Below are 26,605 nucleotides of genomic sequence, written 5' to 3'. Positions count from 1 at the left end.
CTCTGACAGGATGCTCTCGCCGATAGGCTTTTATTGGTCGATCTCAGCCAGGTTGGCTGCGATCATCTCGTCGGTGACGGTGTAGTTCTGCAGGTCGCCCTTGATATACGAGTCGTACGACGGCATGTCGATCAGACCGTGACCGGACAGGTTGAAGAGGATGACCTTCTCCTCGCCGGTCTGCTTGCACTTGTTGGCCTCGCGGATGGTGGCGGCGATGGCGTGACAGCTCTCGGGCGCAGGGATGATACCCTCGGTGCGGGCGAAGAGCATGCCGGCCTCGAAGGTCTCGAGCTGCGGGATGTCGACACCCTTCATGAAGCCGTCCTTGATAAGCTGACTGACGATCATGCCGGCACCGTGGTAGCGCAGACCACCGGCATGGATGTTGGAGGGCTTGAAGTTATGGCCCAGCGTGTACATGGGCAGCAGCGGCGTGTAACCGGCCTCGTCGCCGAAGTCGTAACGGAACTGACCGCGTGTGAGCTTCGGACAGCTGTCGGGCTCGGCAGCGATGAACTCCGTCTTCTTCCCGTCGAGGATGTTATGACGCATGAAGGGGAAGGCGATGCCACCGAAGTTACTGCCACCGCCGAAGCAGGCGATCACCATGTCGGGATACTCGCCGGCCATGGCCATCTGCTTCTCGGCCTCCAGACCGATGATCGACTGGTGGATGGCCACGTGGTTGAGCACCGAACCGAGCGTGTACTTACAGTTGGGGGTGGTGGTGGCCAGTTCGACGGCCTCGGAGATGGCGGTGCCCAGAGAGCCGGAGTGGTTGGGGTCGCGCGTCAGGATATCCTTACCTGCACGGGTGGACATCGAGGGAGAGCCCTCGACGACAGCACCGAAGGTGCGCATGATCGACGAGCGGTAGGGCTTCTGCTGCATGGTGATCTTCACCTGATAGACGGCACAGTCGAGACCGTAGATCTTGGCGGCGTAGCTCAGGGCAGCGCCCCACTGACCGGCACCCGTCTCCGTGGTCACATTGGTCGTGCCCTCCTGCTTGGCATAGTAGCACTGCGGCAGGGCTGAGTTGATCTTATGCGAGCCGAGGGGGTTGGTCGACTCGTTCTTGAAATAGATATGTGCCGGGGTGCCGAGCGCCTCCTCGAGGGCGTAGGCGCGTACCAGCGGCGTCGAACGGTAGTATTTGTATTTCTCTAATACCTCTTCGGGGATGTCTATCCATGCATGCTCGGTGTCGAGCTCCTGCACACAGCACTCGCGGGGGAAGATGTGGGCGAGGTCGTCGACGCCCAAGGGCTGCTTCGTGACCGGATGGATGGGGGGCATAGGTTTGTTGGGCATGTCTGCCTGAATGTTGTACCACTGTGTTGGGATCTCACTCTCTTGGAGGATGAATTTTTTCTGTTTAGTCATAATTAAATGTTTTAGGATTGTTCTCTCCGCATGCAAAGGTACACTTTTTAATTAAGAATTAAGAACAGGGAATTAAGAATTTCATAAAAATGTGTACCTTTGCAGCTATTATGTGGATGATTGTTATCATATTGGTCTATTTTGCCATTCTGTATGGCATCAGCCGACTGGCGGTACACCGTGCCGACAACGACACCTTCTTCCGTGCTAACCGTCAGTCACCGTGGTATCTGGTGGCCTTCGGCATGATCGGGGCGAGCATCTCGGGCGTGACGTTCATCTCCGTGCCGGGCATGGTGACGCGGGTCGATATGACGTATATGCAGACCTGTCTGGGATTCATCCTCGGCTATGTCGTCGTGGCGTTCGTGCTTCTGCCGCTGTACTACCGACTGAACCTGACCACCATCTACGCCTATCTGGGACAACGCCTCGGGTCCCGGTCATATAAGACGGGCGCCTCGTTCTTCCTGTTGTCGAAGATGACGGGCGCCGTGGCCCGCTTCTATGTGGTGTGCATGATCCTGCAACGCTTCGTGTTCGACGCCATGGGCGTGCCGTTCGCGGCGACGGTCACCGTGATGGTGGCGCTGATATGGCTCTACACCCGTCGGGGCGGCATCAAGACCCTGGTGTGGACCGACTCGTTCCAGACTGTCTGTATGCTCGTGGCACTGCTCCTTATTATATATAAGGTGATGGGACAGCTGGGACTCACGTGGAGTCAGACCGTCGGGGCCATCGTCGCCGACGAGCACAGTAGGATGTTCGTCTTCGACGACTGGCTGTCACGGCAGAACTTCTGGAAACAGTTCCTCAGTGGGGTGTTCATCGTCATTGTGATGACGGGGCTCGATCAGGATATGATGCAGAAGAACATGACCTGTAAGACGCTAAGGGAGGCGCAGAAGGATATGTGCTCGTATGGCGTCGCCTTCGTGCCGGTGAACCTGTTGTTCCTCTCGCTGGGCGTGCTCCTGATGATGCTCGCCCGACAGCAGGGACAAGCTGTGGCGGTGGGCGACGAGCTGTTGCCGACTTTTGTCCTGCAGGCCGACATGGCCGTGCTGATACCGTTCTCGATCGGTATCGTGGCCGCCTCGTTCTCGAGTGCCGACTCTGCGCTCACCTCGCTCACCACCAGCTACTGCGTGGATATCCGCGGGAGGGCCGACGATGAGCGTATGCGACGCCGGACGCATCTCGCCATCTGTGGGCTGTTCGTGGGACTGGTGCTGCTGTTCCATCTGCTCAACTCCACGAGCGTCATCGATGCCATCTTTATCATGTGCGGCTATACCTACGGTCCGCTGCTGGGACTGTTCGCCTTCGGCATGCTCACCCACAGGCATCCCGACGACCGCTGGGCACCTTATATCTGCGTGGCATCGCCATTGCTCTGCTACGCCATCGATATGCTTTCTTCGCGTTATCTGGGGTATGTGTTCGGCTATGAACTGCTGATGCTCAACGGCGCACTCACGTTCATGGCTTTGCTATTATGTTCTCGAGGAACTCCTTCGGCAGGATGCCGAACTGCTTCTTGAAACAGGTGGAGAAATAACGGGGGTCGCGGAAACCTACCTTATAGGCCAGGTCGCTCACCCGGATGTTCGGATCGCTCTCGGCCATCCGCTTGGCTTCCTTCATGCGGATGTCGCGGATAAACGTCGACACGTTCATGCCTGTGATCGAACGCAGCTTATTATATAAGGTGGACGAACTGGCACCGATGTCGGCGGCCAGCGCATCGCGGTCGTAGCTGTCGTCTTCGAGATGTGCGTGCACCAGGTTCAGGGCACGGTCGAGGAACAGATCATCGGCACTCGGCGTCGTGGCCTGCGAGATCTTCATCATCGTATCCTCGAGCGACTGCTGACTGTATTCGTGCTGGATGCGCTTCCTGTTCTCGATGATATTGTCGATGCGCAGCTTCAGGTCGCTCACACGGAAGGGCTTGGTCAGGAACTCATCGGCACCGATGAGCAGCGCCTTCTTCTCGTCTTCCTCCTGCGTCTTCGCCGTCAGCAGGATGATGGGCAGGTGGTTGAAGTTGGGGTCGGACTTCAGCTCGCGCGTCAGCTCATAGCCGCCCATCTCGGGCATCATCACATCCGAGATGATCAGGTCGAGGTCGCGCTTGTGCACGATGTCGAGGGCCTCGATGCCGTTTCGGGCCACGTAGATACGGTAGTAGGGGCGTAGCAACTGTCTCATCAGCATCAGCAGCTCCACGTTGTCCTCCACGATCAGCAGCTTGTAGCTGTCCTCGTCGATGGTGTTCATGTTCTCGTTCACGTCGGGGATGACAGTCTTGAAGTCGGCAATGGCGTTCTGTGGGATGTTCACGTCGATCTTATGCTGCTCGTCGATCTGCTCGGAGGTGAACGCCTCCTTCGAGATGGGCAGTGTCACGATGAACGTCGTACCTTTGTTCTCCTCGCTCTCGCACCTGATCGTGCCGCCATGCAGGTACACCAGGTCGTGCGTCAGCGCCAGTCCCAGTCCTGTACCGATGGTCTTATGCTGTCGGTAGTCGCCGTCCTGGAACCGTTGGAACAGATGCTTCATCTTCTCCTTGGAGATGCCGCTGCCCGTGTCGCTGACCTCGATCCTGATATGGTCGTAGGTCTTGTTGGTGAACGCCCTGATGGCCACCTCACCGTTCTCGTTGGCGTATTTCGCGGCGTTCGACAGCAGGTTGTAGATGATCTTATCGAGCTTGTCGGTATCTATCCAGCCCATCATGCTTTCCGGATAGCACTGCACGGTGAACTTCATCTTCTTCTGTGATATCAGCGGCTCCAGACAGCGCGCCGTCTCGTGGATATACTTCATCACGTCGCCGTGGGCCACGCGCAGCTTCAGACCGCCGGCCTCCGACTTGCTCGTCTCGAGGATCTGCTGCAGCAGTCGGACCATACGCTGGATGTTGAGCTGCATAAGGTCGTAGTCGTGCTGGAATTTCGGCTCCTCGTCGCGCAGCTTGTCCACCGAGGCAGAGATCACGGTCAACGGCGTCAGCAGCTCATGTGTGATATTGGTGAAGATGGCGCTCATGTGGAGTCGCCTTTTCAAGCGCATACTGCGGAGGTATAATAATCGCCCGAAGATTAAGATAATGGCAATTATTATGAGGGTCACAATGGCTAATAGTATGCGCAAGTCCAGGTTCATGGATATGGTAATTTGTTGCAAAAATAGATTTTTTTTTCGAAAACACGCTTTTTTTTCTACAAAAACTAGTATTTTATGGCCTAAAATGTTTAAAATGCGTGATTTTATGTAGAAAATCCGTGAATTATCGCATTTTCAACATCAATTCACGCAAATTGTACATCATATTGCGAACCCTATCGTATATTTGTGGTGGAAAAAGATTTTAATGGTTAAGGTTTATGGTTGATTAATTTAGTTTTTTAAGTAATTGTGAGAAAAGGCGCGTTGTGAAACGGGCCTTTTCTTCATTTTTGTCGATACCGTCTTGATATCGCAAGATGGGGGAATAAGATATAGGGTATTAACGGTTCATCAGGAAGCGTTCGGCTTCGATGGCTGCCTGACAGCCCGAGCCGGCTGCCGAGATGGCCTGGCGGTACACCGGGTCGGCGCAGTCGCCTGCCACGAAGATGCCGGGGATCTTCGTCTTGGGTGTCCCGTCGATCTTCTTCAGGTATCCCACCTCGTCTGTGTCGAGCCATTCCTTGAAGATGTCTGTGTTCGGCTGATGGCCGATGGCGAGGAAGAAACCGTCGATGGAGATGTCTACCAGTTTCTCGTCGGCCTCACCCTTGCGCTTCACGAGGTGAGCCCCTTCCACGCCGTTCTCGCCGAAGAGTCCGATGGTGTTGTGCTCGAACAGTATCTCGATGTTCTCGCGCTCCATCACGCGCTGCTGCATCACCTTCGAGGCACGGAGGAACGGCTTGCGCACGATGAGGTACACCTTCTTAGCCAGTCCTGAGAGGTAGAGCGCGTCCTCGCAGGCCGTGTCGCCGCCGCCCACCACGGCCACGGTCTTCTTCCGGTAGAAGAACCCGTCGCAGGTGGCACAGGCCGATACGCCCTGTCCGTTGTATTTGCGCTCGTCGTCGAGTCCCAGGTACTTGGCCGACGCTCCCGTGGCGATGATCACCGTGTCGGCCTCGATGTCGGTGCCGTCCTCGGCGGTACAGATATACGGTGCTTTCGAGAAGTCGACCTTCACGATGGAACCGTCGCGGATGTCTGCTCCGAAACGCTCAGCCTGTTCGCGCAGGTCCATCATCATCTGGTTGCCGTCCACCCCCTGCGGATAGCCGGGGAAGTTCTCTACCTCGGTGGTCTGCGTGAGTTGTCCACCGGGCTGCATGCCACTGTATTCTATCGGACTGAGGTTGGCGCGCGATGCGTAGATGGCAGCGGTGTAACCTGCGGGGCCGCTACCGATGATCAGACATTTCGTATGTTCCATCTTGATGGGGTTGTTGGTTCCGTTTGGCTTATTTCAGCAGTTCTTCGATCTGCTGGGCTATATGGTCGATATTCTCGGTGGGCTCGAAGCGGGCCACCACCTGTCCCTTCTTGTTGATCAGGAACTTGGTGAAGTTCCATTTGATGCTGGGCTTCTGCTTGTAGTCGGGATCAGCCTTCGACAGCATATCGTCGAGGACGGGGGCTATCTCGTGGCTCATGTCCCATCCGGCGAAGCCTTTCTGCTGCTGGAGGAACTTGTATAGCGGGTCGGCGTCGTCGCCGTTGACCTTGATCTTCTTGAATCGTGGGAACTCCGTGCCGAAGTTCAGTTTGCAGAACTCATGGATGCTCGCATCGGTGCCAGGTGCCTGTTGGCCGAACTGGTTGCAGGGGAAGTCGAGAATCTCAAAGCCCTGGGCGTGGTATTTCTCGTAGAGCTTCTCCAACTCATCGTATTGAGGGGTGAATCCGCACTTGGTTGCTGTGTTTACGATGAGCAACACCTCGTTGGCGTATTCCTTCAGGGATACGTCTTTGCCTTTTCTGTCCTTGACAGTGAAGTCATAAATAGTTTTCATTCGAATTTTAATGATGCGTTAAGTTCTAGGGCACAAATATACGACAATTCTTTCTATTAGCCAAAACAAAAGGTGATAAAATTTATTTTGGGGCCCAGAGGGGAAGGGACATAAAAAAAGTGCGGCCAGGCATATGCAACTACCGTGGACGCACTTTTAATTTGTTGTTCGTATGATTTACTTCTTCGCAGCCTTACCGTAGCGGCTCATGAACTTATCAACACGACCTGCGGTGTCGACGAGCTTGCTCTTACCAGTGTAGAACGGGTGAGAGGTGCTAGAGATTTCGACTTTTACCACTGGGTAAGTTTCGCCTTCGAACTCCACGGTGTCATTGGTCTTTGCAGTAGACTTCGAAAGGAACATATCGCCGTTGGACATATCCTTGAATACGACGGGGCGATAGTTTTCTGGATGAATACCTTTTTTCATTTTTAAATCTAAATTGTTATTTATTACTTGGAAATTCCACTTACGGGCTGCAAAATTACGAAGATTTTCGCACTCTGCCAAATATTTTTTGAAGAAAAGTGGATTGTATCGTATATTTTTCGTATTTTTGCATCATTATGGAGATAAAGATCCAGAGTGAGGAGGGCTTACCTGTTGAGTGTCACCCATTTGAACCGTTTCTTCCTGAGAATGCCCGGCTGCTGATGCTGGGGACGTTCCCTCCGTCGGAGAAACGGTGGTGCATGCGCTTCTATTACCCGAACTTTATCAATGATATGTGGCGTATCTTCGGCATCTGTTTCTATGATGACAGAAGTCACTTCGTGGTGGAGGGAGAGAAAAGGTTCGACCTGGAGCGTATCGTGGCATTCCTGAAGGAGAAAGGCATCGCCTTGTTTGACACGGCCGTCCGTATCCGTCGTACCAGGAACAACGCTTCCGACAAGGATCTGGAGATCGTGGAGGAGACGGATCTCGACGCGATGCTGAGACGGTTGCCCAACTGTGGCGCCGTGGTCACGGCGGGGCAGTTGGCGACGGACATCTTCTGCAGGCACTATGGGATCGTGCCCCCGAAGGTGGGGGCATACGCGGAATTCACGCTTGACGGGAGGTCGTTGCGACTCTACCGCATGCCGAGCAGCTCGCGTGCCTATCCCATGAAGGCGGAACGGAAAGCGGAATTTTATGATATTGTTTTCAAATACTTGAAACTATGACAATAATAGGAATTGCAGGCGGTACGGGTTCGGGCAAGACCACCGTCGTGAAGAGAATTGCCAAGGCTCTGCCTCCTCATTGTGCGGCAGTGGTGCCCTTGGATTCGTACTATAACGATACGACGGGCATGACGCCTGAGGAGCGGCGAGCCATCAACTTCGACCATCCCGACGCCTTCGACTGGAAACTGCTGACGGAGCATATCAGGAAACTGAAGAACGGGGAGGCCATCGAACAGCCTACCTACTCATATATTGAGAGTAACCGTCTGAAGGAGACCATCCACGTGGAGCCCAAGCCTGTGATCATCATCGAGGGTATCATGGCGCTGCACTACAAGAAGCTGCGCGACATGATGGACCTGAAGATCTTCGTGGATACGGATGATGACGTACGACTGATCCGGAATATCCGGCGCGACGTGGTGGAGCGCGGACGAACGGTCGACATGGTGCTCGACCGCTACGAGAAGGTGCTCAAGCCGATGCATGAGCAGTTTATCGAGCCTACGAAGAAGTTCGCGGATCTCATCATCCCCTGGGGCGGCGACAACAGGACGGGTATTCACATCCTGAAAGCCTATATCGAGGGGATCGTGACGGGCGTATAAAACAAAAGACTTAGTCTTCGATGGTGGGGAGCTCTCTGGGAGCGTCGGACCCGGCGCTGTCTTCTGAGTCGGATGCCTCGGTGATCTCCTCCACGACCTCTTCGGCGGTGGGGATCGCCTGTGCCTGACTGGCCTTCCGCTTGTCGGCATGGAACTTCAACGAGTTGATGACCTCTGTCACACCGTAGAGCAGTGAGCACCAACCGAGAATGAGCATGGCCATGCTGACAGGAGCCATCGGTCGGATGATGACGTAGAGACCCGTGAGTAGGATGATCGACGGGAAGATCCAGTAGCCGAAGCCGATCTTACCGTATTTCTTGGCATGGATGAGGTTCGTGTACTGGTTCACGGCACCGAGGATCAGGATGGCACCGATGATGTACATCAGGGCAGTGACGAAGACGTTGGGCGTCAGCGCCAACAGGGCACCCAGGATCATGCTGCCTGTGCCGACGAGGGGGAAGGTGGGCTGCTCGCCCGCGATGACTCGTCCATCGGCATCGGTAATCTTGTATTCGGTCACATTGTTCCTGGCATGGACATAGGTGATCAGGGAGATGATGCCCGACAGGAAGAACAGGACGCCGATGGCAACGGTGATCCACGTCACGGTGTTATCGGGGTACTTGATGAGCAGTATACCAATGGTGATCGCACAGATAGCACGGAATATAGAACTTTGGAGTATCTTCATAATGGTCAGTTTCTTTGGTTTCTGACTGCAAATATAATGGAAATCGCGTAAAAAGCCAAATTTTTACCGTGTTATCAACAATTATTAGTAATTTTGCGCCTTAAATAGAAGGATGATGACAACATTATATTTGGTTAGACATGGTGAGACGGTGGACAACGCCAACCAGATCATGCAGGGGCAGACACAGGGCGAGCTCAACGAGAACGGTCTGCGACAGGCCCGACTCTTGAGTGAGACGTGGAAGGAGCAACCGCTCGACGCCGTGATCGCCAGTGACCTGAAACGCTCGGTGGATACGGCGAGGATCATCGCGGCACCCCACCAGTTGGAAGTGCTGACGACCCCGTTGCTCAGGGAGCGCGACTGGGGCGACTTCACTGGCAGGTATATCCCTGACCTGAAGAACGAGGTATGGCCCGACAATGTGGAGACATTAGAAAACCTTCTTTCCAGGGCTGATGAGTTTCTCACCTTTGTGAGACAGACGTTCCCTGAAAAGAAGGTGCTGGCAGTAGGACATGGCATCATCAACAAAGCCGTCCAGGCTGTCTATTATCAGAAATCAATGAGCGACATACAGAGGATGTCGAATGCGGAAGTACGCATCCTGGAGCTGTAGGCTACCGGCGACCGCCAGAGTGTCCACCTCCGTGTGAGCCACCGTGCCCACCAGAGTGCCCGCCAGAGTGCCCACCACCGTGTGAGCCGCCACTGAAGGAGCCAGAGCTGCGGGTGCTGCTACGCGAGCTGCCGAACGAGCTGCTGCTACGTGTGCTGCCAAACGAGCTGTTGCTACGTGTGCCGCCGAAGGAGCTGTTGTTACGTGAGCTGCCGAACGAACCGCCACGCGAACGACCTACGGTGTTGTTCTCACGGTTACCCCTGAACGAACCGTTGTTACGGTTGTTGTTGAACGACTGGTTGTCGCGCACGCCGTTATGCTCGTGATTCCTGTTGATGGTGTGACCTCTGTCGGCATGCTGATGGTCGCGCATCTGACTGTTGTCTCTGCGAATCTCATTGTTCCGACGGTGCTCAAGTCCTCTGTTGTGCATCTCATGGTCTCTCTTACGATCATGACCAGTGATACGAGTCGAGCTGTGACGAGGACCACGGAAGTCACCGCGGTTCCAGCGGTCGTGCATGCCGAAATGCTTTCTGTCTGCGACACGGTAGGTGTGGCGACGACCGTAGTAGAAGCTATGTCCGCCGTTCATGTGCCAGCTATGACCACCTCGGTAGGTCACATAGAAATGAGGCCTGCCAAAGAAGAAATAGTCGCGATGGGGGTAGCGGCTGTAGATGCCGAAGTGCCAGTAGCCTGCCTCCCAGTAGAGGGGACGGTAGAAATACGAGGCGGCAATGAAAGCCTGCCACTGCCAGTCGAGAAGGATATAGCTCAGGTCGAGATTACGACGCTCCCAATAGGTGCCGAACACATCCGCACGGCCTGTCACTCCCATCAGATAGTCGAGGTTGATCTCATAGGCAGCCTCATACTGTTCGTCGGTGAGATTCAGTTCGTACGCCATCTTGTCTGTGAGGAACAGTGCCTCGCTACGGGCCTGCTCATAGCTCATAGCACTTGCTGAAACAGTGACCGTCAGCAGAGTGATCAATGCGAGAAACATCTTCTTCATCTTCGTTATCATTTAAATGGTTCAACATTCTTTTGTCTTGTGAACGATGGTTCACGGTGCAAAGAAACAACAAATTCCGGGCCTATGCAAAGGATTTTCCCTAAAGCGGATGGGGAAAATCCCTATAGATGTGGAAATCGACAAATATATCGGTTTTTATTTTGTTCTTCGAGCGGTTTGCATTACCTTTGTGGGCGTAATGAGATATGTTGCCCTTATATTATTAATAATGTGTCACTTCGTCTGCGCCGACGGACAGGAACGGTCGTTGTTCGACTCACTATGCTATCGCACGGAGCTGCAGACGACCTTGTCGGGCGGCGATCACACCCCCTTGTGGTTGAATGCCAACAGATACGGACTCAGTTCGCTGAAGACGGTCAACGGCTATGTGAGGGCGGCGATAGAGCGTCCGCTCGCACGGGATGACGGCAGGAGGTGGGGTGTCGCCTATGGTGCCGATATGGCGTTGGCTACGGGCTTCACCAGTACGTTGGTCGTACAGCAGGCCTATGTCGAGGGGCGCTGGCTCAAGGGTACCCTGACCGTTGGTGCCAAGGCCTATCCCATGGAACTGAAGAACCAGGCACTGAGCACGGGTTCGCAGACACTGGGCATCAACGCCCGTCCTGTGCCACAGGTGCGGTTGGCCTTGCCCGACTACTGGGCGATCCCTGGCACCAGACGCTGGCTGGCCCTGAAGGGACATGTCGCATTCGGTAAGACGACCGACGACGGATGGCAGAAGGATTTCGTGGCACCGTTGTCGAAATACACGGAGAACACGCTCTATCATAGTAAGGCCGGCTATCTGAAGATCGGTCCCCGTAACCTGACACTGGAACTCGGACTGGAGATGGGCAACCAGTTTGGTGGCAGCTCTTACCACGAGGTGCTGACGGACATCTGGGAGAAGACGGATAACGAGAAGGGACTCTCTGCCTTCTGGCATGCGTTCGTGCCTGGCGGGGCGGATTCTGATGAAGGCATCTATGGCAATACCAACGGCAATCATGTGGGCTCGTGGGTGATGCGCCTGAATATCGACCAGCCCTCGTGGAACCTAGGTGTGTATGCCGATCATTTCTTCGACGACCACTCGTCGATGTTCATGCTCGACTACGACGGCTATGGTCGGGGAGAGCAGTGGAATGAGCGGGTGAGCGACCGTTATGTGGCCTACGACCTCAAGGATATCATGCTGGGTGCGGAGGTGCAACTGAAGAAGGTCGGATGGCTGAACAACGTGGTCGTGGAGTATCTGTATTCGAAGTATCAGAGCGGACCGGTGTACCACGACCGTACCCCTGCATACCGTGACCATATCGGTGGTAACGACAACTATTATAATCACTATATCTTCACGGGCTGGCAGCACTGGGGACAGGTGATGGGCAACCCGCTCTACCGGTCACCGATCTATAACAACAACGGGAAGATTGAGGTGGAGAACAACCGTTTCGTGGCCTGGCATGTAGGACTGAGCGGTGAGCCGTCGCCGTCGGTGCATTACAGGGTCTTGGCCACCTATCAGACGGGACTGGGGACCTACGACGCGCCTTATGCCCAACCGCGGTATAACCTGAGTGTGATGACCGAGGTGTCGTGGCAGTTGGCGCCTGACTGGCAGGTGTGTGGCGCCTGGGCGATGGACAAAGGACGTTTGTTGGGCGAGAATTACGGTGCCCAACTGAGAATCATCAAGACTGGCATTTGGACAAGATGAGAAAGTGGATCTATCTATGGACGGTGGTGTGCACGGCACTGGTGGCGTGCGATGTCGAGACGTCGGACAACGGTCGTCTGGACGGCTACTGGCATCTGACGGGTGTCGATACGCTGGTCACCTCTGGGCATCGTGATGTCTCTGACGAGACCATCTTCTGGGCTGTGCAGTTCGACCTGATCCAATTGAAGGGAGCCGACCGTCAGGGGGTGGGGCGTGAGTTCTATGCGCGCTTCGATCGTCAGGACGGTCATCTGACGCTGTACGACATACATGAGAAGAACCGTAGTGCCGGCGACCCCGTGGTCGTGGCCGACTCGCTGGTGGTGGTGCATCCTTACGGCATCCATGAGATGGTGGAGACCTTCAAGACCTTACGGTTGGGGAAACACGAGATGGTGCTTCAGTCGCCGATGCTGAGGCTGACCTTCAGAAAACTCTAAAAGCGCTTGCCAGAGACGATGCGGCAGAAGGTCTGGGCCAGGATGTAGGCATCCAACCACAGGTTATGATGCTCCAGGTAGTAGAGGTCCAGCTCCAGTCTGACGAGCATCTTCTCCATCGTGTCCGTATATCCGTTATGGAGTGTGGCGTAGCTGGTGACACCAGGGCGCAGGACATACAGACGCTCGTAGCGTGCGTCGTGCTGCATGATCTGATCGACGAAGAACGGTCGTTCGGGACGGGGCCCCACAAAGGCCATGTCGCCCTTCAGTACGTTCCACAGCTGAGGCAGTTCGTCGAGATGATGGTCGCGCAGGAACCTGCCGCAACGGGTGAGGTCGTCGCTGCGCTCCATCCCGACGAGCGCATTCTCGTCGCGTGCCACGTCGGTCTTCATGCTCCTGAACTTATAGATACGGAACAGACGACCATTGCGTCCGACCCGCTCCTGACTGAAGAAGGCAGGACCTCCATCCTCCAGACGGATGATCAGATAGCCTATCAGGAAGAGTGGTGAGAAGACCACCAGGCATAGGAGGGCGATGATGAAGTCGAGGATACGTTTCATGACAGCAGACTCTTGAGGGTGAGCAGGATCACCCTGAGATACTCTCTCAGCGTGTGGTGCTCGATATATACCATGTTCAGTTTGATCTTGTCGGGCATGATCTGCTCGATATATACCCGTTCGGGATCATCCGCCCGACAAAGGATCTCGTTCTCGTTGATATACCGGATAGAGGCATGATCCGTGATGCCAGGTCGGACGGTCAGCACCTTGCGCTGCTCATCGGTGTAGAGGTCGACATAGCGCCTCACCTCGGGTCTGGGACCCACGATGCTCATGTCGCCTTTCAGCACGTTCCACAGCTGAGGCAGTTCGTCGAGCTTGTACTTCCTCAGGAAATAGCCGATGCGTGTGATGCGTGTGTCGTGGGCTCCGACCGTGATCTGACCTTCGGCCTCGGCCTTTGTCTTCATCGAACGGAACTTATACAGTCCGAAGGGCTTGCCGTCTTTCCCGATGCGCTCCTGCACAAAAAAACCGCCGCCCTTGCTCTCCATCCAGACGAGGATGTAGAACAGGATGAACAGTGGTGAGAGCAGCACCAGTCCGATGGCCGAGAAGAGTATGTCTAACAGTCTGATCAACGTATCGTCTCCTTGAAAGTCTTAAGCAGGTATGCCACCTGTTCGTCGTTAAGTCGTGAATACAGGGGGAGTGTTATCTCGTTCTGGAACAAAGCGTAAGCATGAGGATAGTCGGCGATGTCGAAGCCCAGTCGTCTGTAGGCCGTCATCATCGGCAGGGGCTTGTAGTGCACATTCGTCGCCACACCCTGTTGGGCCATCCGTTCTATCACCTCGTTACGGGCCTCGAGGGAACGGCCGTTCAGACGGACCATATACAGGTGACCAGACGAGGTGTACGCGTCCGTATAGTGACGAAGCACCTGTATGTCTTCACCCTTCAGGGCCGCATCATAAGTCTCGATCAGACGGCGACGCTTCTCCAGCATGGCAGGGTAGCGACGTATCTGTGCCAGTCCGACGGCAGCCGCCAGGTCCGTCATGTTACACTTGTAGGCCGGACTGACGATATCGTACTCCCAACCCCCTTTCTGGGTCTTCTCCAGGGCGTCCTTGCTCTGTCCGTGGAGCGAGAGCAACTGGAACTGTTTGTATATCCACTCGTCGTCGATGCCTGTGAGAGGGCGCCATGTGAGCGCACCGCCCTCGGCCGTGGTCAGGTTCTTCGTGGCATGGAAGCTGAACGACGAGAAGTCGGCCATCGCACCAGTCATCTTCCCGCCTCTGCTGGCACCCAGGGCATGGGCAGCATCGGCAGTCACGGCCACACGGCCGATGGCTTTCTGCAGGTCGTTGGCAGGTCGGAACAGATGACGCTTGGCATCAACGACAGCCAGCACCTGGTCGTAGTCGCAGGGGATGCCGGCGATGTCGACAGGGATGACCGCCTTCGTGCGCTCGTTGATCGTGGCGGCCAGTTGGTCGTAGTCCATCTCGAGCGAGTCTTTCTGTGTGTCCACCAGTCTCAGTGTGGCTCCCACATGGCACACCACACTGGCCGAGGCCGTATAGGTGTAGGCCGTGGTGATGACCTCGTCGCCAGGGCCGATGCCCAACAGGCGCAGCACCGACTCCAGACAGGCGGTCGCGGAGCCCAGGCAGACAGCCTTGTCGGTATGGCACAAGGCGGCCACCTCCTTCTCCAGCGCCTTCGTCCGTGGACCCGTCGTGATCCAGCCGGAGCGCAGGGCATCGGCCACTTCCAGGATTTCCTGTTCTGTGATATCGGGTGGTGAGAATGGTATGATCATAATCGTTGTTATCTGTTAGACGTTACACGGGTCGTTTTCTTTCGCATGACGTTGAAGCTACCTGTCAGATAGCCGAATCCGTAGCTCAGGTGGATGTTCAGGAACACGTAGGGCATGAGCAGGATCAGCACCGGCTGGTGCATGCGAATGGCGCTCATGCCGCCCACCACCAGTCCGATGAACAGGTAGAGCAGCAGGATGCCCACATATACCTGTCGTACCAACGGAGAGAACAGACAGCCTATGCCGCCGAAGACGAGGAACAGCAGGAACAGCAGCGGGAAGAACTGACGCACGGTAGCCGGGGCACCGAGCTTCTTGTTCACCAGAGGCTTGTAGAGTCCGTACTGGTAGTACATCCTGCGCATCTTACAGAGCGTGTCGCGGGCGGTGTAGTTGATGATCACCTGCGGAATCAGGTAGATCTTCCCACCAAGGTTCTCCAGACGCCCGTTGAACTCATCGTCCTGGTTGCGCACCAGGTCTGTATCGAAGGGGCCGGTCTTCTCGAAGATCTCTCGTCTGTAGCAGCCGAAGGGTACGGTGTCGGTCTCGATGATCTTCGACGAACCGATCTTATGCATGGAGCCTCCCACCCCAAAGGGGTGACTCGACGCCTGAGCGATGGCCTGGCACACAGGTGTGTCCTTGGCGGGCTGTGTGTTCCACACCCCTCCCACATTGTCGGCATTGAGCAGATAGAGGTATTTCACCAGTTCGGAGATATAGTTGGTGGGGTAAGTGCAGTGACCGTCCAATCGCATGATCACCTCACCCGTCGCGGCCTCCAGTCCTCTGTTCAGAGCATAGGGCACGATGCGCTCAGGGTTGTCGAGCAGCTTGATGAAGGGATAGTCCTTCATATACCGTTTGATGATGTCGACCGTATGGTCTGTACTCCGTCCGTCGACGCACAGCACTTCCAGATGATCCAGAGGGTAGTCCTGTTCGATAATCGACACAAGGCATGCTTCAATGAATCTCTCTTCATTGAATACTGGGCAAATGACGGATACTTTTCGAACGTTCATTTCTATAGTAAACGACCTTTTTCTATAATTAGTGTGCAAAGGTACGACATTTTTTAGTAATTCCGCACCAATTAGAGAAGAAAAAACAGGTCGGGTTAATAGAAGTGACGGATGATATAACTGACGGCCTCGAAGTTATGCCGGCAGTAGGTAGAATGACTCATCTGTCCCACGGATACATGTTCCGTGTCGTTCACCTTCATGTGAGGTACATACACCACCGTCAGTCCGTTTCTCCTGCACATCTCCGCCAGGTAGATCTCCTCGCAGAACAGGAAGACGGGGTAGTCGATCGTGCCGCAACGCTCCAGATAGTTCCGGGTCAGGATGATGAACGATCCGTGACCGGCATAGATGGTGCCGGCCTCGTGGTGCTGGTATCTCTTACGTCGATAAAGGGTGTGCCGGTAGAGCGTGTCGAGGAAGGGGAAGCGGTAGACGGTCTTGAGGATCCTGAGGGCGTTCAGCGACAGCCGGTGCATCCTTCCCGGGTTACGGTCTCGGTCTTCATAGCTGGAGTAGATCTGAGGAGCGATCCATCCCGTATCCTCAGCGCAGTCGTAGTCGGCCAGCTGCGAGAGGAAGTCCACTTCCACCGTCAGATCCACGTTGCTCACGATGACATAATCGTAGCTTTTCACCTCCACCTCAGTCATCAGTCGTCTCACGGCTCCGAAGTAGCCGGGGTTGTCCTCGTCGGTGTTCCTGCCCACGAAGATGTCGAGCCCGACCTTGTCGCCGGCATACTCCTGCGCTCTCCTGAGCGAGGTGAGATACTGCTCCAGCTCCCGGTCGGAGTGATAGGTCACACAGAACACCGCTATCCGTTTCATGCCTGAGTCTCCTTTTGTAACAGATGGAACAAAGCGTATGCCACGACGAAGGTGGCGATATAACTGGTATAGGCGAAGAACGAGGTGACAAACGACCACAGCAGATAGGGGTAGGCGCCTGTCGTCACGACCTGGTTGAGGAAGATGTTCCTTCTGCATACGAGCGCCTTCAGCGACGCCTTCGTCAGCGCACCCATCACAAACAGCACCAGATAGGCACCAGCCTCACCGAAGTCCTCTATCAGCGGCCTGAAGATGGTGAAGATGTTCGAGATACCATAGTAGCCGTTCTGTCCTATCTGGTAGTACTCCTGATACATACCCTGTATCCTGTCCTCCAGTCCCAGCACGTTCGAGATGCCCAGGAAGGTCTTCGTGCCCCAGGCATAGGCGGCCGGCTCATGGAAGGAGAACCACATGTCGAAGCAGTGGAAATGGCCCAGGGCGTAGGTCACGAACTTCTGACTGATCTCCACGATGGTCTTCTCACTGATCTCACCCGTGCGGAACACCATCGAGAAGAACAGGATACCGAAGAACCCCACGAAGCCGAGGGCCACATACAACCAGTGGCGCGGACGGATGCGAAGGGGGAGCGCGTAGCTGAACGAGCAGACCAGATAGCCCGTCAGCCAGAGCACGAACCCTGTGATCATACCCATCTTCATCGACTGTGTCAGGGCGATGAACATGCCCGGTATCAGTGTGAGGATACACACCAGTCTCGTCCACCTGCCCACCCAACGGTAGCAGAAGCCGCCGAACAAAGGCGCCGCATAGCAGAAGATCAGGAAGAACTGGTTGACCACGTTCGACACGTCGCCCGACATGTAACGGTCCTCGGATATCTGTCTGTTCATGTTCAGCAGATCCTGCATGCTCAGCAGAGCCTGTAGGTTGAAGCCGTGGAGGACGATCGAATAGAGCGGGTTCACCATCGCCCCCACCAACAGTGCCACCATGATGGGTGTGGCCCACTCCCGACGGAATGTCAGTTGTCTTTTCCGCGGCTCAGGCCGATAGGCCGTGTCGCAGAACACCGTTCCGAGCATGAAGCATATCACGCCCCCCACGATATAAAGGATGCCCGTGAACATCAGGGATATATACGTCTGGAGCAACAGCACGACCGGTATCGAGATCGCCCACAGCAGAGCGAACACCCCCGCAGGCTCCAGTCGGAGGATATACTTCCACGACAACAGGAGCATGACGATGACGAGTGCGATGATGAGGATGGTCATGGGCATCGGGGGATAGAGCGTTTCTGGATGATCTGCCAAGTCAGCCACGACAGCAGTCCCTGTAGGATAGAGACCGTGAGATAGGCCCAGGCATACTGGGTGAGGGTAGAGGCCCATACGAAGCTAACCACCATCGCAGCCAGAGAGATACCGAGAATCACCGTGTTATAAGGTACCACGGCCACGGCGTCGATGGGGTTGCGATAGAGCAGGTAGAGTGCCTGTGGCAGGATGGCCAGGATCATGATGCGTGTCAGGTCGCCTGCGGCCACATAGTTCCGCGCGAACAACAGAGCCGTCATGAAGTCGGTGAAGATGTAGAGCACGACCGTGATAAGCAGGGCCGCCCCCACATAGAGCAGCAGCAGACGGGTGATCACCTTGTCGGCCCTCTGCATCTCGCCTTTGGCGATACAAGCCGACACGTAGGGCAGCAGGATAATGCCGATGAAGGAGAACACAGGCGTGACCATCGTGACGAAGGTGATGCCCACAGCGTAGTAGGCCGTCGCCTGCAGTCCCATGGCCTGACTGATATAGATGAGCGGGAAGGCCGAGAGTGAGAACAGGAAGAAGTCGGCCACCAGTCGGCCCGACGAGTATCTCACGATGGTCTTCAGTGAGTCGTAGAGCGACGACTGTCGTGTGAAGTGTGGGGTACCATCGCTCACCTCTCCCCAGCGTCCTCTTCCCTCCTTGACCAGGCAGAGCGCCACGAGCAGGGCGGTGATGACCAGCCACGACACGAATACGGTCTTGACGGTGAGCACGGGCAACAGCACCAGTGGCACGACGATGGCCAGTTGGACGGCCAGTTGGGTGCCGTTGTACCACTTGAAGTTACCGGTGCCACGGTAGTAGGCGAAGACAAACTGCGCCATCGCCAGTGTGAAGGCATAGCCCAGGGCGATGAGCAGCAGACAGCCGTTGCCAGTCTGTCCGATGACGATGTCCTGCATCTGCGTGGAGAAGAGCAGGCATACGACCAGTACCACGAGCGAGACGCCCAGGATATAGACGAGTGAGGCCACGAGCAGGGGGACGATCCTGCGTGGTGGTGTACTGTTACGATATAGGGGGATATAACGGGGTAGGGCGATGCCGACGCCGGCGAGCATCACGAACGAGAGCACCTGTACGGAGCGCTTGATGACGTTGTACTGTCCGAAGTCGTCGATGCTCAGACGACTTGCCAACAGTTTCGTGATGGCAAACGCGCAGACCATCACACCGATCTGCAGCGCGAATGTCCACACGACATCCTGCCCCATCTTCGACCTCACCCGTTCTCTCATGCTCTGGCGTTACGTTCTCTGACGAAGATGGCACAGGCCGGCAGGAACAGTCCTAAGAGGAAGGCACCGAAGAGGATATTCTTCTTCACGGGCGCGCTCTGCTCCTTCACGCCCAACGGTGGGGTGAGCACCCGGATGTCATTCCTCAGAGCCTTCGACATCTGAGCCTCCTCGCGCTTCTGGAGCAGGAACACATAGACCTCGTTGAGCACACGCCAGTCGCGCTCGTCACCCAGTCCGCCGATGGCCTTCTTAGGTGCCGAGGCCAGCAGTTGCTTACCTTCGTTCTCCTTGGCCGTCACACTCTTCAGCTGCAGCTTCAGCTGTTTGATGGCATTCTCGGCCGAGGTGAGCACAGCGTCGTGCATGGCCGAGAGCTGACGGTCGATGTCCCTTACCAACGGACTCTCCTTGCTCGAGCTGGCTACGATCTTACTGCGCTGCAGCTGTAAGGTGTTGTATTCGCCCACCTGGTCGGCCAGCGCCTTGTTGTCAGCCACGAGCAGGGCGGGCAGCAGTTCGTCTTTCTTCGACTCGTCGCGCAGGTAGTCGCGGATGGCCTGTGCCACGTAGAGCTGGTTGCTTAGCTCCAGATGGGCGGCCGAGATATCCTTGGCCCCCTCGGCATAGACCTTCGCCATCACCTCGAGGTCGGGCATCATCGTCTTACTCTTATAGTCGGCCACGCGCTGGTCGAGCGTCCTCAGCTCGTTCTCCAGTGAGGCCAGTCGTTCTATGACATAGCGTTCCGACACAGCCGTCTGCGCATCCCTGTCGTCGTTGGCCTCCTTGCGGTATTCGGCGATGACGGCATTGATGACGTCAGTGGCCCGTTGCTTCGACACATCCTTGTACTTGATGTCGATGATCGACGCGTCGCGACTGCCTACGACCACGCTGAGGCGTTTCTTCTTGATCAGCTCCACCATGGCCATGGGCTCGGTGCGCTTCACGGTGATGGTCATCTCGTCGTCGTCCATCTTCTGGAGGTAAGGTGTCGCCTTGACCTCGATATTACCGATGGAACTCTTCAGCGTCTGTCCCACCTTTCCCGTCAGTTCGTCGGGATAGCTGTCGTCGTTCTTCTTCAGCTTCCATATCCTCACGTCGCCGTTGCGGCTCAGTCGTAGCCTCATCCTCACGTCGTCCTCGGCCGTGATATCCTTGAACGTCACGGTCACGGGCAGTGTCTCGGCATAGAGATCGCGGTTGCGGATGCCCTTCACGGTATAGCTCATGTCGAGGTGCAGCTGGTCGACCACGTTGAGCAACAGCCACGACGACTGCATGGCGTAGAGCTCGTTGTACACGTTCTGCGAGCCACCCAGGCCGATCAGTCCGCCCAGTTCCGCCAGTCCGCCCAACTGTCCCATGATGGCGCCCATGCCGTTCTCCTCCTTCACCAGCACCTGGGCCTTACGTGTGTACTTTGGCGGTGTGACCACCAGATAGACTATTGCCAGTAGCATGACCACCGCCACGGAGGCTGCAAACCATCTCCATCGGGTGGTGCATGCCTTGAGAAAACTTCCTATCGTCATAATGCTTGTTTACTTAAAGATGAGTACGAGGATGGTGGTGAGCACAGAGACGGCAGAGATCCAGAATGAGCCTGTCGTCGTGTCGTTGGCATTGGCAGCCTGACGCTTACGGTAGTTGTTGGGCTGCACGTATACCACGTCGTTCTGCTGTAGGATGTAGGCTGGCGACTGAGCCAGTGCCTCCGCATCCATCATGCTCAGCACGTAGGTCTGCTGTTGTCCGTCCTCCTGTTGTCTGAGCACCTTCACCTTGTTTCTGTCGCCGTAGATCGTCATGTCGCCCGCCTTGCCCAGAGCCTGCAGCAGAGTGGTCTTGTCGTTGTCGAAGGTGTAGAATCCCGGGTTCTTTACCTCTCCGATGACGGTGAATCCCAGGTTCAGGTACTCTACCGTCACGACGGCGTCCTTGGCCACACTCTGTTCCTCCATGGCTCGCTTCAGGTGGTCGGCCAGTTCGGCGCGTGTCAGTCCTGCGGCCTTCACCTTACCCACCAGTGGAAAGTCGATGTAGCCCTCTGCGTCGATGGTGTAGCCCGACGTGCCACGGCTCTGGTTGATCGACTGTATCTCGGTGTATCCGATGATCTGTGAGGTCACGGGCATGTTCAACACGTTGTTCAGCTCGGCCGACTTGGTGTTTACCACGATCGAGATCTTGTCGTGGGGTCTCAGTGCGATACCCTTGCTCTGAACCATGGCGAATATCTGTCCGTCGCTCAGGTTGGGAAAGTAGGCCACCGTCTTGGGCGTCATGCACGACCCCATCGTCAGGGCTATCGCTCCCATCACGCATATTTGTTTCAGTTTCTTTATCATCGCTTTATCAGTTGTACTGTCAATTATAGAAAACGCGGTTGTCACATGATTATTGTAAACCACTGCAAAGATACGAGGTTTTCGCGAGAATCGTGCCAAAAAATTTGGATTATTCACCTATTATCTTTATCTTTGCAGCCGATTTACGGAAATCATGACTTGGGGTTGACTGGATTTGACAGCGGGTTGAGATGGTACGTAAGCACGCGGAGGCTCGTTGGCTACCTCCTTAATCTGAGTGAACAAAAAATTAATTGGCAACAATGAGTATGCTCTCGCTGCCTAATCGAAGTATAGTAGATTAAGAGCTTAATTTCCCTGCAAGGCGGGGAAACGAGACGTCGCTCCGAGGATGTTGTTCCGAATCCGAAGATTCAGCGGCGCAGGTTAAATCGGAAATAGCCCTTGCAGGCTCCGATGCATGGGTGAAGATTTAGGAGCTAAGGTGCGCAGTGGGTGGTCCAGGTCTTGCTGTCACTCGAAAACCGAAGGCTGGAATAAGCGTGTAGAAAGCGTATGGTTTCCCTGTTTGGACGAGGGTTCGACTCCCTCCAGCTCCACTAACGTTTCGCCCTCATGAGGTCTCACCCTCGTGAGGGTTCTTTCTTCGCATATTATATTATCGCGGTCCCTGAGCCAATCTCCTCGCGGTCCCTGAGCCTGTCTCCTCGCGGTCCCTGAGCCTGTCGAAGGGAAAACCGCGATAAAGAGGTGGGATCTTTCCCTCAAAGAGATAGGCCCTATGCCTCATGGAGATAGGGTTTACGAGTGAAAGAGATAATCCCTTATAGGGTATAGAGATAATCCCTTTCACTCGTAAGTGCCATTCCTTACAGCCATGGAGCCTATCTCTTTAACCGTTAGAAGCCACCCCTACCCAGAGTAGCCTCACGACATAATTTTATTATCCGAACATCCTCTCTCTGTGTGCCAGAAACTGATTGTATCAATCTGTTCTTTTTCTTACTCGTTGTATTATCGCGATATTTTACTAAGTAAACTAATTCTTTGTCATTGTAAATATAGTATGTATGTTCTTTTGATATCGCTTCTTGAAAGAAATATAAAAGCCTTATTCGTTTTTGAGAAGAATCTTCTGACACGATATTAGAACAAAAAGATTTGTATCTCTCGAATCCTTCTATTTCCCCTTGTCTAACAGAGATAATATATCCCTCATCCTTATTGCCAAAATGAAATTGAATATTATTCTCATTTGATAATTTCGTGTACTGATACCTCATGAATTTTGGTACTCTCACTCTTATCTTATACAAAAAGACGCTATCGCCTCTCAATAATGGATAGAACAAATTGTATACATTCACTTTTTTCTCTTTCTGATATAGTTCCACCCATTTATTAATCAGCGTTCTATGTCCATCATATTCTAGAGAGATAGAATCAATACTTGTATTAGCCTTTCTAACCATTTCTCTAATTATCAAATCTGAATCAGCAGATGCTGAAGATAATTGGAAAAGAAAGAATAGGAATAATAATGCTTTCTTCATCTTTTTATACTTAGTGTAATCCGTTGACGATTAAATCATATATGAACAAACCGAACAAAAGAAACGCCGAAGGAATGAGCCATAACAGAATACAGTCCGAAGGTAGAAATAATATAAATAGAATTATAACTACAATAACTCCCGTGTTGAAAAACATATAATCATATTCATCTTTTGCCAAAGCGTAATTCCAATTATTCTTTTTAAGGCTTCGATATATGATGGCAATACCATAGTTAAATATCATCATTCCCACAATAAATAATAATTCGATAGCTGATTCTTTTAAATCTTTATCGTAAAATAGTATTACTACGAAAAGCAAAATCACGCTAATAATTAATCCATAATAATCTTGAATTTTTTTCATTGTTTTCTGTTCTTTGTTTCTTCTTCAATTATTATCATCATGTGACCTTGTCTTTATTATTTTGGTCTTTCCCTTATTTTGGTAATTAAAGATACAATAATAACCATGTTTATCAAAACAGTATGCCAAAGTAGTATCATTAAGAAGCGATACGGTGTCATTCCCCTCCACCATTGTATATTTCTTGCTAAAATTCTCAAAAGACATTTGAGAATAATCCCACAGGATCTGCTCATTCACTCTAATATGATATGACCATTTTATTCGTTTTGAGAGATTCTTTGGATGATATAAAAAAGCTCTCTCGAAATCCTGATAGCTTTTATACAACTTATGATAAGGTTCCAATGGGGATTCATACAAATTAGCAAGTGTCCAATCTGGAATCATTAAAAGAGAATCCTTTCCATATGGAACAAAGTAATTCTTTAATTCTTGGTTGTCCGATATGGTCGAGTCGCTATCTAAGTGCTCTTCTTGATAATCATGTGACTTCCCATTAGAAAAGTCGCATGATAATATAATAATAACAAGAACCAAAAACGATATGATATTTCCTATTTTCATATTTCTACTTATCTTTATAAAAACCTGCAATTTGCTTGAGAGTCCTCGTTCCTGCAATAAAACCATTGTCGGCACAGGCTTGTTCTCGCCTATGTGTCAATGCCCAGTCTTCTTGCTTAAATAGTATGTGAGATTCCTCATAAATTTCTGGTTATTGGTTTTCATCTTTCGATCCGTGTGGTTGATATCGAGGGCAAATATAGGCAATTTGTCTGAAACGGCCAAATGTGTGAGGGGGATTATTTGTACTACTCGTCACTATCACAAAGAGACGCCTTGTGTTATACCCTCCTCATATGTCCTTTTTGCATCTCTTATATTGTTTAACACACGAATATAGATAAAACAAACAAATACAAATATGTATAATGCATAGCGATGAATAAAGGCCTGTGACGGTAATAACGCTTGAAAACGAGTCCTTCCCAAATAACCAGATTGGGAATTGGAACAAAGCATTATGCTCATCAATAACTCCATCTTGTATTCTTGACAAAATAAAGAAATACCCTGCCATCATACAAAACGTAATAAGAAAGAGATATGCAAACGCAATTATCAGATCACACTTCATGTACTTTCTAATGCGTCTTATCCTTGATTCAAAAGCCAGTACAATCATGTTGATAATGATTGCAATAATCATTGTATTATATACTTCAGAGTGTAATGGAAGTAGCTTTGCTCCTATATTCGAATCATAATCCAGTAAAGGCTCATATTGTATTTGTCTTTCAAACCATACAATCCAAAAGACAATCACAATATCTATTACACTCAGAATAGCGACTCTTCTCTTCAACATATAATTAAGGATTGTGTAATTTGTAAGATATTGGTATAAGCATTTCTTTTCGTGAACATGCAACTAGGATGAGGATGAGAAGTAAATATTTAATTTTCATTTCTTAGAATTTAAAAGAGGAGATAAGCCATCCCATGCGATATGTGGTTGATATTGAGGGCAAATATAGGCAATTTGTTTGAAACGGCCAAATGTGTGAGTAGGATTATTTGTTCTGCGCACTAACACAAAAGCCCCCTTTTGTTCTATTCTTGGGGTGTCTACTCTTGAAAGAAATTACAGAAGTAATCTGCGTCTTTACCATATTTCCCTAAGCCATATTTTATATATGCCTTCTCCATAATATCTATAATATCCTTCTTCGCAGGAATATAGTTATACCGTTCTACCATTATGTAGGAATAATACAACAACAAATCGTATTGGTCTTCATGAAGAAGCACACTCTTAAGTTTATTGTAATCCCTAATAGAACCCATCAGAGAATTTGCTTTAAGTTCTGCTAATGGGCTTTTATTTTTCTTTGGTAGCCACATCTTTTCATAATCCCTACGTTTATCAAGAGAATTATATGCTTCTGCACATATTTTGTCTTTCTCTGAGCCGATTCTAAGATAATGAGAAGCCATCTCTTTCGAGTGTGTTCCTATTGAAAGATAACTTAGGCAATTGGTCAGACAACAAGCAATCTCGTAATATCCAGATGCGATGTCGAATTTGTCTGTAGCAATTATCGCATAAAGGAGAATCTCAAACTGCGAGTCGGCATTAAGAAATAAATAGTATAGGTTATCGAATTCATCAGATGTTTTTCTCAACATGAATAAGTTCACGTCGCCAACGGTTGGTTGTCTTCTCTCAATAACAGGTTTCTTTCCTGTATGTTTCTGTGAATCTTTAATACAAGATTCTGACTTGCGATCAGAGTTGTTTGTATATTTCTGCCCACACGCAGTAAACATCAAAAAGCAACAGAATAATGCGATTAAACTATATTTCATATAAATTGATAAACTCATGCAATCGTTTCCTTCTATCTTACCAAAATGTAATTTTCCTTTGGACGAGTAAATGCCTTCTGATATTCAGGGGAATCATAATAATCTGTAATATCTATCAGACTGTCTTTTCTGACAATAAACTTTGTAGGATAGAATTCTGGAATAGTATCTTTTCTATTAAGTTTCGCGACGTTAATTGTACTGTCAGAAAAACCAAGTTGAAAGTCGTGATACAAGGTTAATGTGTCGTTCCTCAAAGAAAACTTTCCCATAATTCCTTCTGCAGTCTCCGTGTAAATCTCATAAACAGAATTGGTCATTTTCAGTATAATATACATTCTAAGAATGTTGTAGTGTACCTTGTAGTCATCCCCAATTCTTTTATATATACGGATTTCTTGTTTCACGAACTGGTCATCAATGTTTCTTCTTGTCGTATAGCACGATTGGAGAAAACTTATACAAAAAAACAATATAACAATTCTTCTCATTTTCAAGGAATTCCATTATATGTTACACCATTTACTCTGA

At 52.1% G+C, this 26,605-nt stretch carries 26 protein-coding genes and 1 other RNA gene; 7 read left to right on the top strand and 20 right to left on the bottom strand.

All coding sequences use genetic code 11. The features are described 5' to 3' along the window. Window positions 1–30: 30 nt before the first annotated feature. Window positions 31–1,389: a TrpB-like pyridoxal phosphate-dependent enzyme gene (locus BLU99_RS07565; RefSeq protein WP_091900750.1), complete on the bottom strand. Its 1,359-nt coding sequence runs from the start codon at window positions 1,387–1,389 to the stop codon at window positions 31–33. A gap of 110 nt (window positions 1,390–1,499) precedes the next feature. Between BLU99_RS07565 and BLU99_RS07560 the strand changes: the two genes are divergently transcribed. Next, on the top strand, window positions 1,500–2,936 hold the full coding sequence (locus BLU99_RS07560; RefSeq protein WP_091900748.1) for a sodium:solute symporter: 1,437 nt from the start codon (window positions 1,500–1,502) through the stop codon (window positions 2,934–2,936). Here the strand turns inward: BLU99_RS07560 and BLU99_RS07555 are convergent. The 4 genes from BLU99_RS07555 to BLU99_RS07540 all read right to left on the bottom strand — a co-directional run bounded on the left by BLU99_RS07555 (window position 2,875) and on the right by BLU99_RS07540 (window position 6,854). Continuing rightward, window positions 2,875–4,473: a hybrid sensor histidine kinase/response regulator transcription factor gene (locus BLU99_RS07555; protein ID WP_176771080.1), complete on the bottom strand. Its 1,599-nt coding sequence runs from the start codon at window positions 4,471–4,473 to the stop codon at window positions 2,875–2,877. The two genes, BLU99_RS07560 and BLU99_RS07555, sit on opposite strands and share 62 nt — an antisense overlap. A 436-nt stretch (window positions 4,474–4,909) precedes the next feature. Then, the gene (gene trxB / locus BLU99_RS07550) at window positions 4,910–5,842 is read right to left on the bottom strand and encodes a thioredoxin-disulfide reductase (RefSeq protein WP_091900744.1); all 933 of its coding nucleotides are present in this window, start codon (window positions 5,840–5,842) and stop codon (window positions 4,910–4,912) included. A 28-nt stretch (window positions 5,843–5,870) separates the two neighbouring features. Further along, the gene (locus BLU99_RS07545; RefSeq protein WP_091900742.1) at window positions 5,871–6,422 is read right to left on the bottom strand and encodes a glutathione peroxidase; all 552 of its coding nucleotides are present in this window, start codon (window positions 6,420–6,422) and stop codon (window positions 5,871–5,873) included. A gap of 177 nt (window positions 6,423–6,599) precedes the next feature. Further along, complete coding sequence (locus BLU99_RS07540; protein WP_091900740.1) at window positions 6,600–6,854, bottom strand: type B 50S ribosomal protein L31; 255 nt, start codon at window positions 6,852–6,854, stop codon at window positions 6,600–6,602. 137 nt (window positions 6,855–6,991) lie between these two features. Here BLU99_RS07540 and BLU99_RS07535 point away from each other — a divergent pair, with 137 nt between their 5' ends. After that, window positions 6,992–7,594, top strand: coding sequence for a uracil-DNA glycosylase family protein (locus tag BLU99_RS07535; RefSeq protein WP_091900738.1), 603 nt, complete (start codon window positions 6,992–6,994; stop codon window positions 7,592–7,594). Next, window positions 7,591–8,205: a uridine kinase gene (udk, locus tag BLU99_RS07530; RefSeq protein ID WP_091900737.1), complete on the top strand. Its 615-nt coding sequence runs from the start codon at window positions 7,591–7,593 to the stop codon at window positions 8,203–8,205. Before BLU99_RS07535 ends, udk begins: the two co-directional genes overlap by 4 nt. A 10-nt stretch (window positions 8,206–8,215) precedes the next feature. On the opposite strand, the gene BLU99_RS07525 is transcribed toward udk, so the two are convergent. Continuing rightward, window positions 8,216–8,902, bottom strand: a complete 687-nt coding sequence (locus tag BLU99_RS07525; protein ID WP_091900735.1) for an HdeD family acid-resistance protein — start codon at window positions 8,900–8,902, stop codon at window positions 8,216–8,218. 115 nt (window positions 8,903–9,017) lie between these two features. On the opposite strand from BLU99_RS07525, the gene BLU99_RS07520 reads away from it, so the two are divergent. After that, a complete protein-coding gene (locus tag BLU99_RS07520) occupies window positions 9,018–9,524 on the top strand; it encodes a histidine phosphatase family protein (protein ID WP_091901127.1) in 507 nt (168 codons plus the stop codon). Between the two features lies 1 nt (window position 9,525). Here BLU99_RS07520 and BLU99_RS07515 read toward each other — a convergent pair whose 3' ends face one another. Further along, complete coding sequence (locus BLU99_RS07515) at window positions 9,526–10,545, bottom strand: hypothetical protein (protein ID WP_091901125.1); 1,020 nt, start codon at window positions 10,543–10,545, stop codon at window positions 9,526–9,528. Window positions 10,546–10,774: 229 nt separating this feature from the next. On the opposite strand from BLU99_RS07515, the gene BLU99_RS07510 reads away from it, so the two are divergent. Both BLU99_RS07510 and BLU99_RS07505 read left to right on the top strand, forming a co-directional pair. After that, window positions 10,775–12,271 carry a capsule assembly Wzi family protein gene (locus tag BLU99_RS07510; RefSeq protein ID WP_255397495.1) on the top strand — a complete coding sequence of 499 codons (1,497 nt, stop codon included), beginning with the start codon at window positions 10,775–10,777 and terminating at the stop codon, window positions 12,269–12,271. Next, complete coding sequence (locus BLU99_RS07505; RefSeq protein WP_091900732.1) at window positions 12,268–12,714, top strand: lipocalin-like domain-containing protein; 447 nt, start codon at window positions 12,268–12,270, stop codon at window positions 12,712–12,714. Before BLU99_RS07510 ends, BLU99_RS07505 begins: the two co-directional genes overlap by 4 nt. Here BLU99_RS07505 and BLU99_RS07500 read toward each other — a convergent pair. The 9 genes from BLU99_RS07500 to BLU99_RS07465 form a co-directional block, all read right to left on the bottom strand. Then, window positions 12,711–13,283, bottom strand: coding sequence for a sugar transferase (locus BLU99_RS07500; RefSeq protein ID WP_091900730.1), 573 nt, complete (start codon window positions 13,281–13,283; stop codon window positions 12,711–12,713). The two genes, BLU99_RS07505 and BLU99_RS07500, sit on opposite strands and share 4 nt — an antisense overlap. Then, window positions 13,280–13,867: a sugar transferase gene (locus BLU99_RS07495; protein WP_091900728.1), complete on the bottom strand. Its 588-nt coding sequence runs from the start codon at window positions 13,865–13,867 to the stop codon at window positions 13,280–13,282. The genes BLU99_RS07500 and BLU99_RS07495 overlap by 4 nt, the downstream gene beginning before the upstream one ends. After that, a complete protein-coding gene (locus BLU99_RS07490) occupies window positions 13,864–15,060 on the bottom strand; it encodes a DegT/DnrJ/EryC1/StrS family aminotransferase (RefSeq protein WP_218128545.1) in 1,197 nt (398 codons plus the stop codon). Before BLU99_RS07490 ends, BLU99_RS07495 begins: the two co-directional genes overlap by 4 nt. Before the next feature lie 5 nt (window positions 15,061–15,065). Beyond that, window positions 15,066–16,088 carry a glycosyltransferase family 2 protein gene (locus BLU99_RS07485; protein ID WP_091900724.1) on the bottom strand — a complete coding sequence of 341 codons (1,023 nt, stop codon included), beginning with the start codon at window positions 16,086–16,088 and terminating at the stop codon, window positions 15,066–15,068. A gap of 95 nt (window positions 16,089–16,183) precedes the next feature. Beyond that, window positions 16,184–16,921 carry a glycosyltransferase gene (locus BLU99_RS07480; protein WP_091900721.1) on the bottom strand — a complete coding sequence of 246 codons (738 nt, stop codon included), beginning with the start codon at window positions 16,919–16,921 and terminating at the stop codon, window positions 16,184–16,186. Further along, window positions 16,918–18,213 (bottom strand): O-antigen polymerase, encoded by a 1,296-nt coding sequence (locus BLU99_RS07475; protein WP_218128544.1) that lies wholly within the window; start codon window positions 18,211–18,213, stop codon window positions 16,918–16,920. The genes BLU99_RS07480 and BLU99_RS07475 overlap by 4 nt, the downstream gene beginning before the upstream one ends. Further along, complete coding sequence (locus BLU99_RS12345; RefSeq protein WP_218128543.1) at window positions 18,162–19,460, bottom strand: lipopolysaccharide biosynthesis protein; 1,299 nt, start codon at window positions 19,458–19,460, stop codon at window positions 18,162–18,164. Before BLU99_RS12345 ends, BLU99_RS07475 begins: the two co-directional genes overlap by 52 nt. Then, entirely contained in the window at window positions 19,457–21,001 is a 1,545-nt protein-coding gene (locus BLU99_RS07470) for a GumC family protein (protein ID WP_091900717.1), read from the bottom strand. Before BLU99_RS07470 ends, BLU99_RS12345 begins: the two co-directional genes overlap by 4 nt. A gap of 9 nt (window positions 21,002–21,010) precedes the next feature. Further along, entirely contained in the window at window positions 21,011–21,817 is an 807-nt protein-coding gene (locus BLU99_RS07465; RefSeq protein ID WP_091900716.1) for a polysaccharide biosynthesis/export family protein, read from the bottom strand. A 161-nt stretch (window positions 21,818–21,978) separates the two neighbouring features. On the opposite strand from BLU99_RS07465, the gene ssrA reads away from it, so the two are divergent. Further along, window positions 21,979–22,380: a transfer-messenger RNA gene (gene ssrA / locus BLU99_RS07460) on the top strand. Window positions 22,381–22,677: 297 nt separating this feature from the next. Here the strand turns inward: ssrA and BLU99_RS07455 are convergent. The 4 genes from BLU99_RS07455 to BLU99_RS12270 all read right to left on the bottom strand — a co-directional run bounded on the left by BLU99_RS07455 (window position 22,678) and on the right by BLU99_RS12270 (window position 25,702). Next, window positions 22,678–23,331 (bottom strand): hypothetical protein, encoded by a 654-nt coding sequence (locus BLU99_RS07455; protein ID WP_091900714.1) that lies wholly within the window; start codon window positions 23,329–23,331, stop codon window positions 22,678–22,680. A 10-nt stretch (window positions 23,332–23,341) separates the two neighbouring features. After that, window positions 23,342–23,701, bottom strand: a complete 360-nt coding sequence (locus BLU99_RS07450) for a hypothetical protein (RefSeq protein WP_091900712.1) — start codon at window positions 23,699–23,701, stop codon at window positions 23,342–23,344. A 24-nt stretch (window positions 23,702–23,725) separates the two neighbouring features. Next, entirely contained in the window at window positions 23,726–24,268 is a 543-nt protein-coding gene (locus BLU99_RS07445) for a hypothetical protein (RefSeq protein ID WP_091900710.1), read from the bottom strand. A 1,065-nt stretch (window positions 24,269–25,333) separates the two neighbouring features. Further along, window positions 25,334–25,702: a hypothetical protein gene (locus BLU99_RS12270; RefSeq protein WP_176771079.1), complete on the bottom strand. Its 369-nt coding sequence runs from the start codon at window positions 25,700–25,702 to the stop codon at window positions 25,334–25,336. Between the last annotated feature and the right edge of the window lie 903 nt (window positions 25,703–26,605).

This window comes from Prevotella sp. lc2012 (genome assembly GCF_900107065.1).
Classification (GTDB): domain Bacteria; phylum Bacteroidota; class Bacteroidia; order Bacteroidales; family Bacteroidaceae; genus Prevotella.
This window is presented reverse-complemented; position numbering and strand designations above follow the sequence as displayed.

Excerpts from the sequence above, each read along its gene's own strand:
- BLU99_RS07565 (WP_091900750.1), bottom strand. The coding sequence starts at position 1,389 with ATGACTAAACAGAAAAAATTCATCCTCCAAGAGAGTGAGATCCCAACA.
- BLU99_RS07560 (WP_091900748.1), top strand. The coding sequence starts at position 1,500 with ATGTGGATGATTGTTATCATATTGGTCTATTTTGCCATTCTGTATGGC.
- BLU99_RS07555 (WP_176771080.1), bottom strand. The coding sequence starts at position 4,473 with ATGCGCTTGAAAAGGCGACTCCACATGAGCGCCATCTTCACCAATATC.
- trxB (WP_091900744.1), bottom strand. The coding sequence starts at position 5,842 with ATGGAACATACGAAATGTCTGATCATCGGTAGCGGCCCCGCAGGTTAC.
- BLU99_RS07545 (WP_091900742.1), bottom strand. The coding sequence starts at position 6,422 with ATGAAAACTATTTATGACTTCACTGTCAAGGACAGAAAAGGCAAAGAC.
- BLU99_RS07540 (WP_091900740.1), bottom strand. The coding sequence starts at position 6,854 with ATGAAAAAAGGTATTCATCCAGAAAACTATCGCCCCGTCGTATTCAAG.
- BLU99_RS07535 (WP_091900738.1), top strand. The coding sequence starts at position 6,992 with ATGGAGATAAAGATCCAGAGTGAGGAGGGCTTACCTGTTGAGTGTCAC.
- udk (WP_091900737.1), top strand. The coding sequence starts at position 7,591 with ATGACAATAATAGGAATTGCAGGCGGTACGGGTTCGGGCAAGACCACC.
- BLU99_RS07525 (WP_091900735.1), bottom strand. The coding sequence starts at position 8,902 with ATGAAGATACTCCAAAGTTCTATATTCCGTGCTATCTGTGCGATCACC.
- BLU99_RS07520 (WP_091901127.1), top strand. The coding sequence starts at position 9,018 with ATGACAACATTATATTTGGTTAGACATGGTGAGACGGTGGACAACGCC.
- BLU99_RS07515 (WP_091901125.1), bottom strand. The coding sequence starts at position 10,545 with ATGAAGAAGATGTTTCTCGCATTGATCACTCTGCTGACGGTCACTGTT.
- BLU99_RS07510 (WP_255397495.1), top strand. The coding sequence starts at position 10,775 with ATGTGTCACTTCGTCTGCGCCGACGGACAGGAACGGTCGTTGTTCGAC.
- BLU99_RS07505 (WP_091900732.1), top strand. The coding sequence starts at position 12,268 with ATGAGAAAGTGGATCTATCTATGGACGGTGGTGTGCACGGCACTGGTG.
- BLU99_RS07500 (WP_091900730.1), bottom strand. The coding sequence starts at position 13,283 with ATGAAACGTATCCTCGACTTCATCATCGCCCTCCTATGCCTGGTGGTC.
- BLU99_RS07485 (WP_091900724.1), bottom strand. The coding sequence starts at position 16,088 with ATGAACGTTCGAAAAGTATCCGTCATTTGCCCAGTATTCAATGAAGAG.
- BLU99_RS07480 (WP_091900721.1), bottom strand. The coding sequence starts at position 16,921 with ATGAAACGGATAGCGGTGTTCTGTGTGACCTATCACTCCGACCGGGAG.
- BLU99_RS12345 (WP_218128543.1), bottom strand. The coding sequence starts at position 19,460 with ATGAGAGAACGGGTGAGGTCGAAGATGGGGCAGGATGTCGTGTGGACA.
- BLU99_RS07470 (WP_091900717.1), bottom strand. The coding sequence starts at position 21,001 with ATGACGATAGGAAGTTTTCTCAAGGCATGCACCACCCGATGGAGATGG.
- BLU99_RS07465 (WP_091900716.1), bottom strand. The coding sequence starts at position 21,817 with ATGATAAAGAAACTGAAACAAATATGCGTGATGGGAGCGATAGCCCTG.
- BLU99_RS07455 (WP_091900714.1), bottom strand. The coding sequence starts at position 23,331 with ATGAAGAAAGCATTATTATTCCTATTCTTTCTTTTCCAATTATCTTCA.
- BLU99_RS07450 (WP_091900712.1), bottom strand. The coding sequence starts at position 23,701 with ATGAAAAAAATTCAAGATTATTATGGATTAATTATTAGCGTGATTTTG.
- BLU99_RS07445 (WP_091900710.1), bottom strand. The coding sequence starts at position 24,268 with ATGAAAATAGGAAATATCATATCGTTTTTGGTTCTTGTTATTATTATA.
- BLU99_RS12270 (WP_176771079.1), bottom strand. The coding sequence starts at position 25,702 with ATGGCTTCTCATTATCTTAGAATCGGCTCAGAGAAAGACAAAATATGT.